This is a genomic window from Micromonospora sp. NPDC005252 (genome assembly GCF_042872475.1).
Taxonomy (GTDB): Bacteria; Actinomycetota; Actinomycetes; order Mycobacteriales; family Micromonosporaceae; genus Micromonospora.
The window spans coordinates 393583-410157 of record NZ_JBIAKN010000003.1 but is presented as its reverse complement, the minus strand read 5'-3'; the positions used below and the strand labels follow the sequence as shown (position 1 = coordinate 410157).

The 16575-nt window shown below is 71.3% G+C and carries 15 protein-coding genes; 6 read left to right on the top strand and 9 right to left on the bottom strand.

All coding sequences use genetic code 11. The annotated features are described in order from the left end of the window. Window positions 1-84 precede the first annotated feature (84 nt). The 6 genes from ACFYPH_RS11515 to ACFYPH_RS11490 form a co-directional block, all read right to left on the bottom strand. On the bottom strand, window positions 85-1707 hold the full coding sequence (locus tag ACFYPH_RS11515; protein ID WP_387181050.1) for a glycoside hydrolase family 13 protein: 1623 nt from the start codon (window positions 1705-1707) through the stop codon (window positions 85-87). Window positions 1708-1849: 142 nt separating this feature from the next. Beyond that, window positions 1850-2737 (bottom strand): carbohydrate ABC transporter permease, encoded by an 888-nt coding sequence (locus tag ACFYPH_RS11510; protein WP_387181047.1) that lies wholly within the window; start codon window positions 2735-2737, stop codon window positions 1850-1852. Between the two features lie 11 nt (window positions 2738-2748). After that, on the bottom strand, window positions 2749-3705 hold the full coding sequence (locus ACFYPH_RS11505; RefSeq protein WP_387181044.1) for a carbohydrate ABC transporter permease: 957 nt from the start codon (window positions 3703-3705) through the stop codon (window positions 2749-2751). Between the two features lie 81 nt (window positions 3706-3786). After that, entirely contained in the window at window positions 3787-5166 is a 1380-nt protein-coding gene (locus ACFYPH_RS11500; RefSeq protein ID WP_387181042.1) for an ABC transporter substrate-binding protein, read from the bottom strand. Window positions 5167-5461: 295 nt separating this feature from the next. Further along, entirely contained in the window at window positions 5462-6466 is a 1005-nt protein-coding gene (locus tag ACFYPH_RS11495) for a LacI family DNA-binding transcriptional regulator (protein ID WP_354853550.1), read from the bottom strand. 106 nt (window positions 6467-6572) lie between these two features. Next, window positions 6573-6821 carry a hypothetical protein gene (locus ACFYPH_RS11490; RefSeq protein WP_354853547.1) on the bottom strand — a complete coding sequence of 83 codons (249 nt, stop codon included), beginning with the start codon at window positions 6819-6821 and terminating at the stop codon, window positions 6573-6575. Window positions 6822-7117: 296 nt separating this feature from the next. Between ACFYPH_RS11490 and ACFYPH_RS11485 the strand changes: the two genes are divergently transcribed. Further along, on the top strand, window positions 7118-7333 hold the full coding sequence (locus tag ACFYPH_RS11485; RefSeq protein WP_354853544.1) for a hypothetical protein: 216 nt from the start codon (window positions 7118-7120) through the stop codon (window positions 7331-7333). 55 nt (window positions 7334-7388) lie between these two features. Here ACFYPH_RS11485 and ACFYPH_RS11480 read toward each other — a convergent pair whose 3' ends face one another. Further along, on the bottom strand, window positions 7389-8864 hold the full coding sequence (locus tag ACFYPH_RS11480) for a dihydrolipoyl dehydrogenase family protein (protein ID WP_387181038.1): 1476 nt from the start codon (window positions 8862-8864) through the stop codon (window positions 7389-7391). Window positions 8865-8954: 90 nt separating this feature from the next. Here ACFYPH_RS11480 and ACFYPH_RS11475 point away from each other — a divergent pair, with 90 nt between their 5' ends. After that, window positions 8955-10031: a serine hydrolase domain-containing protein gene (locus tag ACFYPH_RS11475; protein ID WP_387181035.1), complete on the top strand. Its 1077-nt coding sequence runs from the start codon at window positions 8955-8957 to the stop codon at window positions 10029-10031. A 12-nt stretch (window positions 10032-10043) separates the two neighbouring features. Here the strand turns inward: ACFYPH_RS11475 and ACFYPH_RS11470 are convergent, their stop codons facing one another. Together ACFYPH_RS11470 and ACFYPH_RS11465 are read right to left on the bottom strand one after the other, a co-directional pair. Further along, window positions 10044-11369 carry a cryptochrome/photolyase family protein gene (locus ACFYPH_RS11470; RefSeq protein WP_387181032.1) on the bottom strand — a complete coding sequence of 442 codons (1326 nt, stop codon included), beginning with the start codon at window positions 11367-11369 and terminating at the stop codon, window positions 10044-10046. After that, on the bottom strand, window positions 11366-12289 hold the full coding sequence (locus tag ACFYPH_RS11465; protein WP_354853533.1) for a phytoene/squalene synthase family protein: 924 nt from the start codon (window positions 12287-12289) through the stop codon (window positions 11366-11368). The genes ACFYPH_RS11470 and ACFYPH_RS11465 overlap by 4 nt, the downstream gene beginning before the upstream one ends. A gap of 64 nt (window positions 12290-12353) precedes the next feature. On the opposite strand from ACFYPH_RS11465, the gene ACFYPH_RS11460 reads away from it, so the two are divergent. Genes ACFYPH_RS11460 through ACFYPH_RS11445 form a run of 4 tightly spaced genes read left to right on the top strand, consistent with a single transcriptional unit; the run spans window position 12354 to window position 16557 of the window. Continuing rightward, entirely contained in the window at window positions 12354-13496 is a 1143-nt protein-coding gene (locus tag ACFYPH_RS11460; protein ID WP_387181029.1) for a polyprenyl synthetase family protein, read from the top strand. A gap of 28 nt (window positions 13497-13524) precedes the next feature. Continuing rightward, window positions 13525-15006, top strand: a complete 1482-nt coding sequence (gene crtI / locus ACFYPH_RS11455; protein ID WP_354853527.1) for a phytoene desaturase family protein — start codon at window positions 13525-13527, stop codon at window positions 15004-15006. Continuing rightward, window positions 15003-15623: an isopentenyl-diphosphate Delta-isomerase gene (idi, locus tag ACFYPH_RS11450; RefSeq protein WP_355064660.1), complete on the top strand. Its 621-nt coding sequence runs from the start codon at window positions 15003-15005 to the stop codon at window positions 15621-15623. Before crtI ends, idi begins: the two co-directional genes overlap by 4 nt. Further along, entirely contained in the window at window positions 15613-16557 is a 945-nt protein-coding gene (locus tag ACFYPH_RS11445) for a MerR family transcriptional regulator (RefSeq protein ID WP_354853906.1), read from the top strand. Before idi ends, ACFYPH_RS11445 begins: the two co-directional genes overlap by 11 nt. Window positions 16558-16575: the final 18 nt, after the last annotated feature.

The window sequence follows — 16575 nt, the reverse complement described above, 5'->3', positions numbered from 1 at the left end:
CGGGGGGGCCCCCGCCGGGGGGGGGGGGGGGGGGGGGGGGGCGGGCGCCGCGGCGCCCCCCCCCCCCCCCCCACGTCGGTCGGATCAGGTCAGGGCGGCGGCGTCCGCGCGCGGTCCGTCCACCGCTCCGGGGGTACGCAGCCAGACGGCGGTGTCCGACGGCAGCAGACCGTCGTCGAGGGGGCCACTGGCCAGCAGCAGCTCCCCGTCGGCGGGCAGCGGCACCGCCGAGTCGGTGAGGTTGACCAGGCAGCGGAAGCCACCGCCACGGCTGAACGCCAGCACCCCGTCCGGGGCGGGCAGCCACGTCAGCTCACCGTCGCCGAGCGCCGCCTCGGCCCGCCGGATGTGGATCGCCGCCCGGTACAGCTCCAGCATCGAGGCCGCGTCGCCGGTCTGCGCCAGCGCCGTCCGGTCCTTCCAGTCGGCCGGCTGGGGCAGCCAGGGCGCCGCCGCCCCGTCCGGGCTGAACCCGAACGGCGGCTCGTCACCGGCCCACGGCAGCGGCACGCGGCAGCCGTCGCGACCGGGGTCGATCCGACCGGAGCGTTCCCACATCGGGTCCTGCCGCAGCGCGTACGGGATGTCCTCGACCTCCCAGAGCCCCAGCTCCTCGCCCTGGTAGACGTAGGCGGCGCCGGGCAGCGACAGCGACAGCAGCGCGGCGGCCCGCGCCCGGCGGGTGCCGAGCTCCAGGTCGGTGGGGATCCCCTCGCGCTTGGCCGCGAAGCTGAACGTGGTGTCCGCCCGGCCGTAGCGGGTGACGTGCCGCGTCACGTCGTGGTTGGACAGCACCCAGGTGGCCGGTGCGCCGACCGGCGCGTGCGCGCTCAGCGTCCCGTCGATGCTCTCGCGCAGCGCGGACGCGTCCCAGGCGCAGCCGAGGAAGTCGAAGTTGAACGCCGCGTGCAGCTCGTCGGGGCGCAGGTAGTTGGCGAACCGCTGCCGGTCCGGCAGCCACACCTCACCGATCAGCGCGCGATCGGCGTAGGAGTCGGCGACCCGCCGCCAGCCCCGGTAGATGTCGTGCACGCCGTCGAGGTCGTGGAACGGGTGCTGGTGGTCCGGTCGGACCTCGGGCAGCGTCCCGTCCTTCACCAGCAGACCGGCGGAGTCGATCCGGATGCCGTCGACGCCCCGGTCGAACCAGAACCGCAGGATGTCCTCGAATTCTGCCCGCACCCGGGGGTGGTCCCAGTTGAAATCCGGCTGCTGGGGGGCGAACAGGTGCAGGTACCAGTCGCCGGGCGTGCCGTCCGGGTTGGTGGTGCGGGTCCAGGTCTCGCCGCCGAACTCGCCGATCCAGTCGGTGGGCCGCTGGTCACCGTTCGGGCCGCGGCCGGGACGGAACCAGAACAGGTCCCGCTCGGGCGCTCCCGGGCCGCCGGCCAGCGCGGCCTGGAACCACGGGTGCGCGTCGGAGCAGTGGTTCGGCACCACGTCGACGATCGTCCGGATGCCGAGGTCGTGCGCCTCCGCGATCAACGCCTCCACCTCGGCGAGCGTGCCGAAGACCGGATCGATGTCGCGGTAGTCGGACACGTCGTACCCGGCGTCGGCCATCGGGGACGGGTACCAGGGGCTGAACCAGATCGCGTCGACGCCGAGCGCGGACAGGTGGTTCAGCCGGGACCGGATGCCGGCGATGTCACCGATGCCGTCGCCGTTGCCGTCGGCGAAGCTCCGGGGATACACCTGGTAGATCACGGCTCCACGCCACCACGGACTTCTGTCAGCTGTGGACACGAGCACCTGCTTTCTGCGTCAGTACGTCGGCGGGTTCGCCGGAGGGAGATATGTGTCGGGACGAACGGTCGTTGTTCGCCGCGCGGGTGAATGCGGTCGTGGGCTATCCCTTGATGCCGCCCGTGGTCAGGCCGGACATGATGTTCCGTTGGAAGATCAGGAAGATGATGACAGTCGGGATGGCGGCGATGACCGACGCGGCGATCACCACGTTCATCGGCGTACCACCCGCGAAGGTGTAGATGCCGACGCTGACCGTCCGGGTCTCGGGCGACGGCATGACCAGTTTCGGCCAGAGGAAGTCCTTCCAGACCGCGGTCACCGCGAAGATCGAGACGACGCCGAGGATGGGACGCGACAGCGGCAGGATGATCGACCAGAGCGTGCGCAGCGACGTCGCCCCGTCCATCAGGGCGGCGGCCATCAGCTCCTCCGGGATCGAGTCGAAGAACCGCTTCAGCAGGAAGATGTTGAACGCGTTCGCGACCATCGGCAGCCAGATCGCGAACGGTGAGTCGAGCAGGTTGATGTGCAGGATCGGCAGGTCGAGCACCGTCACGTACTGCGGAACGATGAGGACCATCGCCGGGATCATCAGGGTGCCCAGCATCAGGGCGAGGATCGCGTTGCCGAAGATCGGCCGGAGCTTCGACAGGGAGTACGCGGCGGCGCTGTCGAAGACGAGTTGGAACAGCACCGCCCCTATGGCGTAGTAAAAGGTGTTGAACAGCAGCTTGGCGAGGGCGAGGTTGTTCCACGCGTCGATGTAGTTCTGCGGCTGCGGGTCCTTCGGGAACAGCGACGGCGGGGTCTGCGCGATCTCCTGGCCGGACTTGAGCGCGCCGGTGACCATCCAGTAGAGGGGCCCGAGGAAGACGAGCGTGAAGCCCGCGACGACGACCACGAGCAGCGTCCAGTAGATGGCCTTGCCGCGCCCCCGGCTCAGCTGGGAGTGGGAGATGAGGGTCCGGGTACCGGAATCCTGTGCCATTGGGCGCCGTCCTAGTCCTGTTTCGCAGTCAGTCGCACGTACACGGCGGAGAAGCCGGCCAGCACCACGAGCATGATCACGCCCAGCGCGGCGGCGCCGTTGAGATCGTTCTGGAAGAACCCGTGCTGGTAGATGAGGTACGCCACCGAGGTCGCGGAATCCTCCGCGCCCGCGCCGTTGGCGAGGATCAGTGGCTCGATGAAGAGCTGCATCGTGGCGACGATCTGCAGCATCGCCAGGAGCGCGAGGATCAGCCGGGTCTGCGGGATCGTCACATGGCGGATCCGCCGCCAGATCCCGGCGCCGTCGAGCTCCGCCGCCTCGTACAGCTCACCGGGAATGTTCTGCAACGACGCCAGGTAGATCAGGACGGCGCCACCCATGTTCATCCAGGTGGACGCGATCACCATGGCCGGCATCGTCATCTGAGGCGACTGCATCCACTGCGACGTGGGCAGGTGCAGCGCCGTGAGGATCGCGTTGAACAACCCCGCCTCGCTGGGGTCGTACGCGTAGAACTTGAAGAGGAACAGCGCCGAGGCCGGCGGCAGCATGACCGGCAGGTAGACCAGGACCCGCAGGTAACCCTTGGCGTGGCGGAACTCGTTGAGCAGGATCGCCACGAAGAACGGCACCGCGTACCCGAGCACGAGCGCGAGCAAAGTGAAGTAGAGCGTGTTCTTCCAGGCGGGCCAGAAGCTGGGGTCGGCGATGAGGCGGGAGTAGTTGTCCCAGCCCACCCAGGTCGTCTCGCCGCGCCTGGTCCGCTGGAAGCTCATGACGATGCCGCGGATCATCGGGTACCAGGAGAAGACCACGAAGCAGAGCACGGCGCCGATCAGGAACGCGTGCCCGGCGAGGTTGTCCCGTACCTTGCGGCCGAGGCTCGTGCGCTGCGGCCCTGTCGCGTACGGCGACATCGGGCGACCCGGTTTCCTGGGGGCCTGGGGGACGGCGGTGATCGCCAAGGCAACTCCTGCGGAAGTCAGTGACGCGGACGGTGCGGCGCGGGATGTGGGGGCCGGCGGGCCGACCCCCACACCTGCCGGTCAGCTCTCGGCGGCCAGGAGCTGGTTGACCTTCTCTTCCGCCGTCTTCAGCAGCGCGTCGATGTTCGCGTTCGGGTTCGTCAGCACTCCGGACATCGCGGCGTCGAGGACCGCGTAGATCGCCTGCGCGTTGCGCGGCTCACCCTTGATCGGCACCGGGGTCGCCTCGAAGATGGCGAAGTTCGCGGTGTCGACGTTCGCGTTCGCCTTGCGCAGCTCGAGTTCCTGCTTCTGCGCCTCGCTGCCGTTGGCGAACAGCAGCGGCTGGGGCAGACCCACCGGGTAGTTCTGCGGCTTGGCCCGGACGTAGTCGAACTGGCCCTTGCCCGGCGTGAGCTTCTGGTAAGCGATCCACTTCAGACCGGCCTTGACCTGCTCGGGAGAGAGGTCCTTCTTGAAGAAGTAGCCCTCGCCGCCGCCGAGCGTGCCCTTCGCCGGACCGTCCTGGCCGGGCAGCGGGGCCATCGCCCAGTCCTGGAACTTGCCCTGGAACTGGCTGACGATCGCCTGGGTGGCGTCCGGGGCGCCGATGAACATGCCGACCTTGCCCGCGCCGGCGTTGGTCAGCAGGTCACCCCACTGGAGCAGCTGGCGGGAGCCCATGCTGTTGTCGCCGTACCGCATGTCCTTGATGTTCTGCAGGACCTGCTTGCCCATCGCGTTGTTGAAGTCGGCCTTCTTGCCGTCCGGGGTCAGCATCTGGCCACCCTGCGAGTAGAGCAGCGAGGTGAAGTGCCAGCCGCCGGTGTTGCCGGCGCTGTACTCGGAGTAGCCGGCGATGCCGTTGCCGAGGGCGGAGATCTTCTTGGCGGCGGCCCGGACGTCGGCCCAGGTCTTGGGCGGGTTGTTGACGTCGAGCCCGGCCTTCTGGAACAGGACCTTGTTGTAGACCAGGCCCATCGAGTAGTTCTTCACCGGGACGGCGTACAGCTTGCCGCCGTCGGTGAAGGCCTCCTTGAGCGCCGGGTCGACGCTGTCCCAGGTGGGGATCGTGTCCTTGTTGACGACCCCGGTGATGTCCATCGCCTGACCGGAGTCGAGCACCTGCTGGAGATCGGTCATGTACCCGTAGAACACGTCAGTCACGGTGCCGCCGGCGAGGCGGGCGGTGAAGTCCGGCGGGTTGTTGCACTGCTCGCCGACGCTCACGCTCTTGACGACGATGTCCGGGTTCTGCTTCTGGAACTCGACGACATCGTCGTTCCAGTTCTTCAACAACTCTTTCTGTGCGCCGATCGGCTGGCAGTCGACAGTGATGGTGACCTTGCCGCCGGCGGTCGTGCCCTTGTCGTCGCTCTTCGTGGAGCATGCCGTGAGGCTGAACCCCAGGCCGGCCACGAGCGCCAGCGCCGCAGCCCTTCGGTATTGCGGTACGGACATCTGTCCATCCCTTCGGGAACGGGTGTCTCCATGAGGTGCGCTGATCTGCGGTGATGCGACCTGACGCCCTGTAGCTGCGCCGGAGCCAGGTGTGAGTGGAGTCACTGTAACGAGGCCGACTCATTTCAGCAAGGTGTCGACCGTGTGTTGAAAGGACACGACTTCTTGACGACAGAGACCGACAGTCGCTTGTTTTACGCCGGATTTGATCGCTTATGGACGCAAAAAAAGCCGCCGACCGCGATGAGCGGTCGACGGCCGGACGGGGCTGGCGGTCAGTACGGCAGGGGCATCGTCAGCGGCCGGGGGCGGGCGCGGTGGAACCGCGAACCACCAGCTCCGGTTCGAACAGCAGCTCGTCCTGGAGGACGCCGGCGCCCTCGATCTGGGTGACCAGCAGATCCACGGCGGCCTGACCCATCGTCTCGATCGGCTGCCGCACCGTGGTCAGCGGCGGGTCGGTGCAGGTCATGAACGCCGAGTCGTCGTAGCCCACCACCGAGATGTCCGTCGGCACCGCACGACCCAGCCGCCGTGCGGCTCGAATGGTGCCCAGGGCCAGCACGTCGCTGGCGCAGATGATGCCCGTGACGCCACGCTCGACGAGCTTCGTCGCGGCGACCCGCGCCCCCTCCATGGAGAAGCTGGAGCGCTGGACGCACTCAGCGTCGCCCTCGCCCCAGCCCGCAACCTGGACCATCGCGTCCAGCTTGCGGCGGGACGGCACGTGCCCCTCCGGGCCGAGCACCATCCCGATCCGCTCGTGGCCGAGCGAACGCAGATGCCCGTACGCCTGCTCCACCGCCACCGCGTCGTCGGTGGAGACGCGCGGAAAGCCCAACTCGTCCACACCGGCGTTGACCAGCACCACCGGAAGGCCCCGATCGGTGAGCCTCCGATAGTGGTCGTGCCGGGCGTCGGCGAGCGCGTACGAACCACCGGCGAAGATCACCCCGGAGACCTGGTGGTCGAGGAGCATCTCCACGTAGTCCATCTCGGACACGCCGCCGATCGTGCGGGCGCAGAGCGCCGGGGTGTAGCCGCGCTGTGCGAGGGAGCCGGTGACGACCTCGGCGAGCGCCGGGAAGATGGGGTTCTGCAGCTCGGGCAGCACCAGCCCGACCAGCCGGGCACGCTCGCCGCGCAGCTTGGTCGGTCGCTCGTAGCCGAGCACGTCCAGCGCGGTCAGCACGGCCGTGCGGGTCGTCTCGGAGACGCCGTCCCGACCGTTGAGCACCCGGCTGACGGTGGCCTCGCTGACGCCCGCCTTCTTGGCAACTTCAGTCAACCGCTTAGTCACGGTCGCAATCGTACGTCACCAGAATGAAAGAAATGAACGGCAATTGAGGCAAAGTTTGCGGTCCGGCTGTCGCACCGCGCTCGCCAGTCGACAGTCAGATTCTGAGTCACGTCGTCAGGCGCGGACTGGATCGTCGTGAACGCCCGACCGCCGGTTCAACCCGGCGCTGGACGCGCAGCCCGGCTCTTCGGACAAACAGCTCGCGCTTGGCCCTCGCCAACCCCTGCGCGTCGAGCGCATAACCCGTGATCCAGAGCCAGCCGGTGTACGGGTCGACCTCGCCCAGTGACACCAGCCGCAGCAGGAGGGCCCGCTCACCCGTGAACTGCACCGAACAGGCGGCCCCGATCAGCACGACATCTCCCGGACGAGGTGCCGACGTCGTCACCGCTCCTCGCCAGGCCAGTGCCCGCGATTGATCGGGACGCGATGCCTGACTCGGCACGGCAACTCGTTCCCACACCGGCAGACGTTCCGCCACCTGACCCACGACCACACCGGCTTGTGCCGGCGAGCCAGCGTCAGCGCGACCGCCGTCAGGTACTCGGCGTAAGAAACACGTCGGGTCATACGCCTACAGTCGCCACCCCGGACGAATTAGTCAACTGGCAATAGCCAAAAGGAAAGGCTAGGTCGTCTTACGTTCGGGCCATGGACCGAGGGCCGGGTCAGCTCATGGGGCCGTACGAGATCGCCGAACGCCTGGGCGTCTCGCGCCAGCGATTCCAGCAGCTTGCCCGGTATCCCACCTTCCCGAAGCCGTACCAGGAGCTACGAGGGACGAAGGTCTGGTTGGCCGAGGATGTCGAGGCTTGGATCAAGAAGTACCGCCAGCCTCGCCCAACGGAGGACGACACCCCGGGCTGACCGAGTCGAGCGGTCAGCCCCAACGCTCGGCAGCACACAGAGCGGCACGCCACCGTCAGGACAGGTCGCGCAGCGCGTCCTCGATGGCGCGGTGGAAGGTCGGGTACGCGTAGATCATGTGCCGCAGTTGGCTCAGCGGCACGGCCGCGTGCACCGCCACCACCAGCGCCGACAGCACCTCACCACCGGCCGGGCCGACCGACGTCGCGCCGATCAGCACGCCCTGGTCGGCGTCCGCGACGAGCTTGATGAAGCCCTCGTCACCGACCCGGTGGATCCAGCCCCGGGTCGAACTGCTCAGCTTGGTGAACCCGACCTGCACGTTGATGCCGCGCTCGCGGGCCTGCTGCTCGGTCAGCCCCACCGCCCCGACCTCGGGATCGGTGAAGGTCACCCGGGGCAGCGCGCGGTAGTCGGCGCGCGGCACGGTGCCGGCCGACCCACTCGACCCGCTGGCGGCCAGCGAACTGGAAGCGCCCATCGCACCGCCGACGACGCTGGCGGTCCCGCTGGCGTCGGCCCCCGCCGTCGCCCCCCGGGCGTGGGCCAGCAGATCGGCCACGACGATCCCCGCCTGGTACATGGCGATGTGGGTGAACGCCCCCTCGCCCGTCAGGTCGCCCACCGCCCAGACGCCGTCGGTCACGTGCAGCCGGTCGTCCACCGGCAGGTAACGCTGGGTGGCGTCCACACCGACGCTGTCCAGCCCCAACTCCTCCAGGTGCGCCCGGCGGCCGGTCACCACGAGCAGTCGCTCGGCGGTGAACTCCGCCCCACCGCCGCCGTGCAGCGTGAAACGGTCGCCATCGTGCTCGACCCGTTCGGCCCGTACGCCGGTGTGGATCTCGACGCCGTCGGCGCGCAGCGCGGCGGCGGCCACCTCGGACGCCTCCGGCTCCTCGACGGCCAGCACCCGGTCCAGCGCCTTCACCACGGTGACGCGGACGCCGAAGCGCGCGAAGACCTGGGCCAGCTCCAGCCCGATCGCGCCCCCACCGAGCACCAGCAGCGACTCGGGCAGCTGCTCGACCTCGATCGCCTGGTGGTTGGTCCAGTACGGCGTGTCGGCCAGGCCGTCGATCGGCGGCACCGAGGGCCGGGTGCCGGTGCCCAGGACGACGCCGTGCCGGGCCTGGAACACCTGGTCACCGACCCGGACCCGGGCCGGGCCGTCGAGCCGGCCACTGCCCCGGACGAACCGGCCGCCCTTGCCGGTGAACCGCTCGACCGCGACCGTGTCGTCCCAGCTGTCGGTGGCCTCCTCGCGGATCCGCTTCGCCACCGGCGCCCAGTCCGGCCGGACCTGCGCCGTGCCCGCGAGCCCGTCGACCCGACGCGCCTCGGCCAGCGCGTTGGCGGCCCTGATCATCATCTTGCTCGGGATGCAGCCCCAGTACGGACATTCGCCGCCGACGAGGTCCCGTTCGACGCCGACCACGGTGAGGCCGGCCTCGGCGAGCCGCCCGGCCACCTCCTCGCCGCCGACCCCGAGCCCCACCACGATCACATCCACCAGCTCCGGCTCCGCCATCGAGACAGCATCCCCCAGCGGGCTCTCCCCGACCACCGGGGTCGGGGAAAGTCGGCACGGTAACGCCGTCGGACCGCCTACGGTGATCCGATGCCTGCACGCTTCGACCCCGTCCGGGACTGCTTCCACGACCTGCTCGCTTCCGGCCGGGAGTCCGGCGCCAGCCTGACCATCTGGTACGACGGCCAGCCGGTGCTCGACCTGGTCGGCGGCTCCCGGACCGCCGACGGGCCGTCCGACCAACCGTGGCGGCCGGACACGCTAGTCAACGTCTACTCGGTCGGCAAGCCCGTGGCCGCGCTCTGCCTGCTGCTGCTCGTCGACCGGGGACAGGTCGACCTCGACTCGCCAGTCGAGAGGTACTGGCCGGAGTTCCGCACCCCGGCCACCGTGCGGCAGGTGTTGTCGCACACCGCCGGGCTGCCGGCCTTTCCGGTGCCCCGGCCGGCGGCCGCCATCACCGACTGGGCGCTGCTCGCGGGCGACCTGGCCGCCGCCGACCCCGAGTGGCCGCCCGGGTCGCTGGCCGGAGAGCACGCCTGGACGTACGGCCACCTGGTGGGCGAGCTGGTCCGCCGGGTCGACGGCCGCGGCGTGGGCCGCTTCCTGGCCGACGAGATCGCCGGCCCGTGGCAGCTCGACCTCGGCTTCGGGCTGGCCGAGGCGGATCAGCGGCGCTGCGCGGACCTGCGCTACGGCGACCCACAGTGGCCGAGCCGGCAGCTCGGCGAGCCCGGCTCACTGCGGGCGCGGGCGATGGGCAACCCGGCCGGTGGACTGGACCTCGCCGTGCTGAACAGCCCGCTGTGGCGGGCCGCCGAGATGCCGGCGGTCAACCTGCACGCCACCGCCGCCGGCCTGGCCCGGCTCTACGCCGGCCTGCTGGCCGGTGGCGTCCTGGACGGCGTACGGCTCTTCAGCCCCGGCCTCGTCGACGAGGCCACCCGGGTCCAGTACGACGGGCCGGACCTGGTGCTGGACCGCCGGGCCCGGTGGACGCTGGGTATGCAGTGGGAGCCGGACGGCAGCTGGGGCATGGGCGGGCTCGGTGGCAGCAGCGCCTGGGCCGACCCGGTGCGCGGCTACTGCCTCGCGTACGCCACGGCGCGGCTCGCGGAACACGACCGGGTCGACGAGCTGGCCGAGGCCCTGCACTCGGTGCTCTGACGCGTCGTCGCCTCAGCGCAGCCAGACCGGGTCGGTGCCGGGTACGGAGAGGGGCGGCGGGTAGTCCACCGTGCGGCGGAGGTCGTCGGGCAGCTTCCACGGCTGGTGGATGGCCTTGCCCGGCACCTCCGACAGCTCTGGCACCCAGCGGCGCACGTAGTCGCCGGCCGGGTCGTACCGCTCGGCCTGCCGGACCGGGTTGAACCCCCGGTACGGCTTGGTGTCGTTGCCTGTGCCGGCGACCCACTGCCAGTTGCCCGAGTTGTTGGCCACGTCCCCGTCGAGCAGCCAGCGGAAGAAGACCCCGACACCGGCCCGCCAGTCCTGCCCCAGGTGCTTGGTCAGGTAGCCGGCGGTGATCAGCCGCGCCCGGTTGTGCTGCCAACCCTGCGCCCGCATCTGCCGCATCCCGGCGTCCACGATCGGCATTCCGGTCCGCCCCGCGGCCCAGGCCGACAGGGCGTCATCGTCGTAGCGCCACTCTTCGGTGGCACCCCGCCGGTAGGCGGCCGTCGAGATCTCCGGAAACGCGGCGGTGACCTGGTAGTAGAAGTCGCGCCAGCAGACCTGCCGGACGAAGGGCCCGGACCGGTCGCCGGCACGGTTGGCCACCGACAGCGGGGACACGCAGCCGAAGCGCAGGTACGGGCTGAGTCGGGAGGTGTCGTCGCCGGCCATGTCGTCGTGCTGGTCGTCGTACCGGCCCAGCTCGGGCAGCCAGTCGGTGAGCCGCTGTCGGGCGAGCCGCTCGCCGCCGGTGACCGCGTCCGGTGACTCCCCGGCCGGCGGGGCCGGCACCCGACCCACGCGCACCCCGTCGGGCAGCGTGATCCGGCGGGGTGCGGCCAACTCCTCGCGCCACCGCGCGGACGCCCACGCCCGGTGGTACGGGCTGAACACCCGGTAGTGGTCGCCGCCGCCGCCGGGGCGCAACGCACCCGGATCGACGACCGTCAGCCCCGGAAAGAGCCGCAGGCGCAGCCGGTGCCGCTCGCACTCGGCGCGCAGTCGCCGCTCCCGCCGACGGGCGTAGCGGCTGACGTCGGCGGAGAGCGCCACGGCGGTGGCGCCGACCTGGCCGGCCAACCGGATCGTCTCGGCCACCGGGTCGCCGCGCCGCACCACCAGGTCACCACCGCGCTCGCGCAGCGCGTCGCGCAGGTCGGCGAGCGCCTGGTGCAGGAACCGGGTGCGGTTGGCCGACAAGCCGGCCAGAGCCGGGTCGAGCACGTACAGCGGCACCACCCGGTCGAACGCCGCGCAGGTGGTGGCCAGCGCCGGGTGGTCGTGCACCCGCAGGTCGCGGGTGAAGAGCACGATCGCGGTGCCCGCCGTCATCGGGCCGCCGGCTGGACCGTCGGCCCGGGGATCGTGACCGGGGTACCCGTCGGGGTGAGCAGAGCGCGGGCGGCCACCGCCATCCGCCGCCGCTGCGGCACCAGGGCCCGGCGGGTGAAGACGTCGTAGTCCTGCGCGGCAACCTCGTCGAGGATGCCGCCATAGAGGGCGTACGCGGTGCGCATGCACGCCTGCGACGCCGGCGCGAGCATGGTGATGCCGGGCGCGGCGGCGGCATAGTGCGCCTGCGCCCGGGTCACCTCGTACTCGATCAGCTCGCGCGTCCGGGGCGTTCCGCGCCCGCGGGCGCTGGCCTCGGCCAGGTCCTCGCGGGTGACGCCGAACTTCGCCAGGTCCTCGTCGGGCAGGTAGGTGCGACCCCGGTCGAGGTCCTCGGCGACGTCGCGGATGAAGTTGGTGAGCTGGAAGGCGAAGCCGAGCTGCCGAGCCGGCTCACGGGCGGCCGCCGGATCGGTGCTGCCCAGGATCGGCAGCATCATGGTGCCGATCACCGCCGCCGAGCCCTCCATGTAGTCGAGCAGGTGGTCGTACGTCGCGTACGAGGTGACGGTCAGGTCCATCGCCATGCTCGTCAGAAACGACGCAAAGTCGTCCCGGTCGAGATCGAAGATGGCGATCGTGTGCAGCACGGCCGGCAGCAGCGGGTCGTCGACCGGCGCACCGTGCAGACCGGCCACGAACCGGCTGGCCCAGTCGTCGAGCCGGGCGGCCCGCTCGGCCGGTGGCAGGTCCTCGGTGCGGTCGACGATCTCGTCGGCGTACCGCGTGAATCCGTAGAGGGCGTGCACATGTCGTCGTTTCCACGCGGGGAGCAACCGGGTGGCGAGATAGTAGGTACGCCCGTGCCGTTTGTGCAGCTCACGACACCGGTCATAGGCAGCGGTGAGATTCGTGTCCACCGGCCCTCCTCAATTATCGACGCACCAATCGACGCAACTCGTACCCTAGGGTACGCTCGCCACCATGGCCAACGACGCAGTAGCGGGCAACGCGACCCGTGTGGCGCCGACAGGGCCGGGCGACAGGGACGATCCGGTCCGCGCCGTCCTGGCCGCGTACACCCAGGACCTGATCACGGCGGTCGACGAGACCCTCTCCACCTTCCTCACCGCCGAGGTCGACGCACTCACCGAGATCGACGCGGCCATGGGCGGCTTCGCGTCCGCCGCCCGCGAAGCCGTGCTGGCCGGCGGCAAGCGGATCCGGTCCACGTTCGCCTACTGGGGCTGGCGCGGGGCGGTCGGCGGCACCGAGCCCCTCCCACCGGTCCTGCCCGCGCTGGCCTCCCTCGAACTGCTGCACACCTTCGCGCTGGTGCACGACGACGTGATGGACGCCTCCACCACCCGCCGCGGCCGGCCCACCGCACATGTCGCGCTCGCCGCGCAGCACGTCGCCGCCGGCCACCGGGGCGACCCCGACCGGTTCGGCGAGGCGGCCGCCGTGCTCATCGGCGACCTCTGCATGGTCTGGGCCGACAAGCTGCTGGCTCGCACCACCATCACCCCGGCCCGACTGTTCGAGGTCCGCCGCTGCTACGACCAGATGCGCGTCGAGACCGTCGCCGGGCAGTACCTGGACGTGCTCGGCGAGAACGACCCGACCAACTGGTCTGTCGACCGGGCACTGCGCGTGGCCCGCTACAAGACCGCCAGTTACACGGTGCAGCGACCGCTGCTCTTCGGCGCATTCCTGGCCGGGGTGACCGCCAACACCGCGCTGGTCACCGCGTACACCCGCTACGGCCTGGCCGTCGGCGAGGCCTTCCAACTCCGCGACGACCTGCTCGGCGTCTACGGCGACCCGGCGGCGACCGGCAAGCCGGCCGGCGACGACCTGCGCACCGGCAAGCCGACCACGCTGCTCATGCTGGCTCGCCAACTGGCCACTCCCCGCCAGCTCCGAGCACTGGAGCAGGCCGACGGCGAGCCGGTCGACCGGCTCGCCGACCTGGTCGCCGAGACCGGCGCGGTGGCCCGGGTGGAGCGGATGATCGCCGAGCGGGTGGGCGACGCCCTGGCCGCGCTCGACAGCGCGCCCGTGGACCGGACGGCGCGTACCGCGCTGACCGGGTTGGCCGCCGCCGCCACCAGCCGGCGGGCCTGATGAGCGATTCTCACGAGGAGGTGGTCACGTGCGGACGGTGACGGGACGGACGGACCGGGTGGTGGTCGTCGGCGCCGGGCTGGGTGGGCTGGCCTGCGCGCTGCACCTGGCCGGCAGCGGCCGACAGGTGACGGTGCTGGAGCGCGAGCCGGTCCCCGGCGGGCGCGCGGGCCGACTCTCCGTGGGTGGGTACGAGTTCGACACCGGCCCGACCGTGCTCACCATGCCCGACCTCATCGCCGAGGCGCTCGGGGCGGTCGGCGAGGAGCTGCACGACTGGCTCGACCTGACCCCGCTCGACCCGGCCTACCGGGCGTACTACCCGGACGGCTCGACCCTCGACGTGCTCACCGACACCACCCGGATGGCGGCCGAGATCTCCCGGGTCTGCGGGCCCCGGGAGGCCGACGGCTACCTGCGCTTCGTCGACTACGCCCGGGAGCTGTGGCGGCTGGAGCGGGCCGACTTCATCGAGCGCAACCTGGACGCGCCCACCGACCTCATCACCGGCAACCTGCTCAAGCTGCTCACCGGCGGGGCCTTCCGCCGCCTCCAGACAAAGATCAACCAGTTCTTCCGGGACCCGCGTACCCAGCGGATCTTCTCCTTCCAGGCGATGTACGCCGGGCTCGCCCCGCATGACGCGCTGGCCATCTACGCGGTCATCGCGTACCTCGACTCGGTGGCCGGTGTCTACTTCCCCCGCGGGGGAATCCACGCGGTCTCCCGGGCGATGGCCGGCGCGGCCGAGAAGCACGGCGTGCAGATCCGGTACGACACGACGGTGACCCAGGTTCAGACCGCGAACGGCCGGGCCACCGGCGTGCTCACCGCCGACGGCGAGCTCGTGCCGGCGGACGTCGTGGTGCTCAACCCGGACCTGCCTGTCGCCTACCGGGACCTGCTCCCCGCCGCGCCCGCGCGACGCCTCACCTACTCACCCTCCTGCGTCGTCCTGCACGTCGGCTCGCGACAGGGATATGCGAAGATCGCCCACCACAACATCCATTTCGGACGCGCGTGGAAGGGCACCTTCGATGAGGTCATCCGCAGGGGCGAGCTGATGACCGATCCGTCGCTGCTGGTGACCAACCCCAGCCGGACCGACCCGTCGGTGGCCCCACCGGACCGACACACCTACTACGTGCTCGCGCCGGTGCCCAACCTCGACCGGGCGCCCTTCGAGTGGCGCGGCGACCTGACCAGGCGCTACGGCGACCAGCTGATCAGCACGCTGGAGGAGCGCGGGTACGTCGGCTTCGGCGCCGGGGTCGAGGTGTTGCAGGCGATCACCCCCGCCGAGTGGGCGGAGCAGGGGATGGCCGCCGGCACCCCGTTCGCCGCCGCGCACACCCTCTTCCAGACCGGGCCGTTCCGCCCGTCGAACCTGCACCGCGACCTGTCGAACGTGGTCTTCGTCGGCTCCGGCACCCAGCCCGGTGTGGGCGTACCGATGGTGCTGATCTCCGGCAAGCTGGCCGCCGGCCGGATCACCGGAGAAGGCCGATGACGAGCCGCGAGGACCACCTCGTCGAACTGGTCGACGACCGCGGGCAGCCCTGCGGCGACACCACAGTCGCCGCCGCCCACCAGCCGCCGGGGCAACTGCACCGGGCCTTCTCGGTGCTGCTGATCGACCCGGACGGCCAGGTGCTGCTGCAACGACGGGCCGCGGTCAAGACCCGCTTCCCGCTGCGCTGGGCCAACTCCTGCTGCGGCCATCCGCGCCCCGGCGAATCGCTGACCGAGGCGGCCAACCGGCGGCTGAAGGAGGAGTTGGGCACCGGCCCGGTCGAGCTGACCGAGGTGGGCGTCTACGTCTACTACGCCGAGGACCCGACCTCCGGTCGCGTCGAATTCGAGTACGACCACGTGCTGCGCGGCGAGTTCCTGCCCGCCGCCCCGCTGCGACCCGACCCGGACGAGGTGGCCGAGCTGCGCTGGGCCGACCCGGCCGCCCTGGAGGCCGAACTCGACCGCGACCCCCGGTCGTACGCACCCTGGCTGGGCGGGGTGGTGAACCGACTGCTGCGCCCCTCGGGTGCTCCGTCGGGCGCCCCCGGCTCGACCACGACCCCGGCCGGATCGTCGGCGGATGACGCGGCGGAGCGGTCGGGTGGCCGATGAGGCGCTGAGCGCGGGCGCCGTCGCGCGCCGGCTGGGGGTCGCGGTCACCACGCTGCGCACCTGGCACCAGCGCTACGGGCTCGGGCCCAGCGAGCACGTGCCCGGCCACCACCGTCGGTACACCCCCGCCGATCTGGCCCGCCTCGAAACCATGCGGCGGTTGACCGCCGAGGGCGTGAGCCCGGCCGAGGCGGCCCGGTGGGCGCGGCAGGCACCCGACCGGACGTCCGTGGACACCGTCACCCGCAGCCGGATCCGCCCGCCCGGCCGCGACGGTGGCGGCGCCATCCCGGTGGGCCGCGCCGGCCCGGCCGCCCGGGGCCTGGCCCGCGCCGCCATGCGCCTGGACGCCGCGGCGATCAACGAGACCATCGCGCACACGATCGCCGCCAGCGGCGTCGTCGCCACCTGGGAGACCCTGCTGCGCCCCGTGCTCGCCGGCATCGGTGACCGGCACGCCGCCACCTCCGGCCTGATCGAGGTCGAACACCTGGTCTCCCGGTGCGTGTCGGAGGCATTCGCGGCAGCCAGCCAGGCCAACGCGCCCAGCGGCCCCGCCCGGATCCTGCTCTCCTGCGCCGACGAGGAACAGCACACCCTCCCCCTGGAAGCGTTGGCCGCCGCGCTCGCCGAGGCCGGGGTGAGCTACCGCATGCTGGGTGCCCGGGTGCCGGTGGCCGCCCTCGTCGAGGCGGTCAACCGCACCGGCCCGGCCGCCGTGGTGCTCTGGTCACACACCCGGGCCACGGCCGACCCGGCCCAGCTCAGCGCGCTGCTCGCGGCGCCCCGCCGCCCGCTGCTGATCCTCGCCGCCGGCCCCGGCTGGCGGGCCGACACGCTGCCCGCCGGGGTGGTCCGGCCGGTCGACCTGGCCGAGGCGGTCTCGCTCGCGATGGCGGTCCGTGACTCGCTGGACCAGTCGCGGGAGGCGTGACCGGACTGTCGGTCCCCC

Excerpts from the sequence above, each read along its gene's own strand:
- idi (WP_355064660.1), top strand. The coding sequence starts at position 15,003 with ATGACGAGCCGCGAGGACCACCTCGTCGAACTGGTCGACGACCGCGGG.
- ACFYPH_RS11485 (WP_354853544.1), top strand. The coding sequence starts at position 7,118 with ATGGACCGAGGGCCGGGTCAGCTCATGGGGCCGTACGAGATCGCCGAA.
- ACFYPH_RS11470 (WP_387181032.1), bottom strand. The coding sequence starts at position 11,369 with ATGACGGCGGGCACCGCGATCGTGCTCTTCACCCGCGACCTGCGGGTG.
- ACFYPH_RS11460 (WP_387181029.1), top strand. The coding sequence starts at position 12,354 with ATGGCCAACGACGCAGTAGCGGGCAACGCGACCCGTGTGGCGCCGACA.
- ACFYPH_RS11480 (WP_387181038.1), bottom strand. The coding sequence starts at position 8,864 with ATGGCGGAGCCGGAGCTGGTGGATGTGATCGTGGTGGGGCTCGGGGTC.
- ACFYPH_RS11500 (WP_387181042.1), bottom strand. The coding sequence starts at position 5,166 with ATGTCCGTACCGCAATACCGAAGGGCTGCGGCGCTGGCGCTCGTGGCC.
- ACFYPH_RS11475 (WP_387181035.1), top strand. The coding sequence starts at position 8,955 with ATGCCTGCACGCTTCGACCCCGTCCGGGACTGCTTCCACGACCTGCTC.
- ACFYPH_RS11510 (WP_387181047.1), bottom strand. The coding sequence starts at position 2,737 with ATGGCACAGGATTCCGGTACCCGGACCCTCATCTCCCACTCCCAGCTG.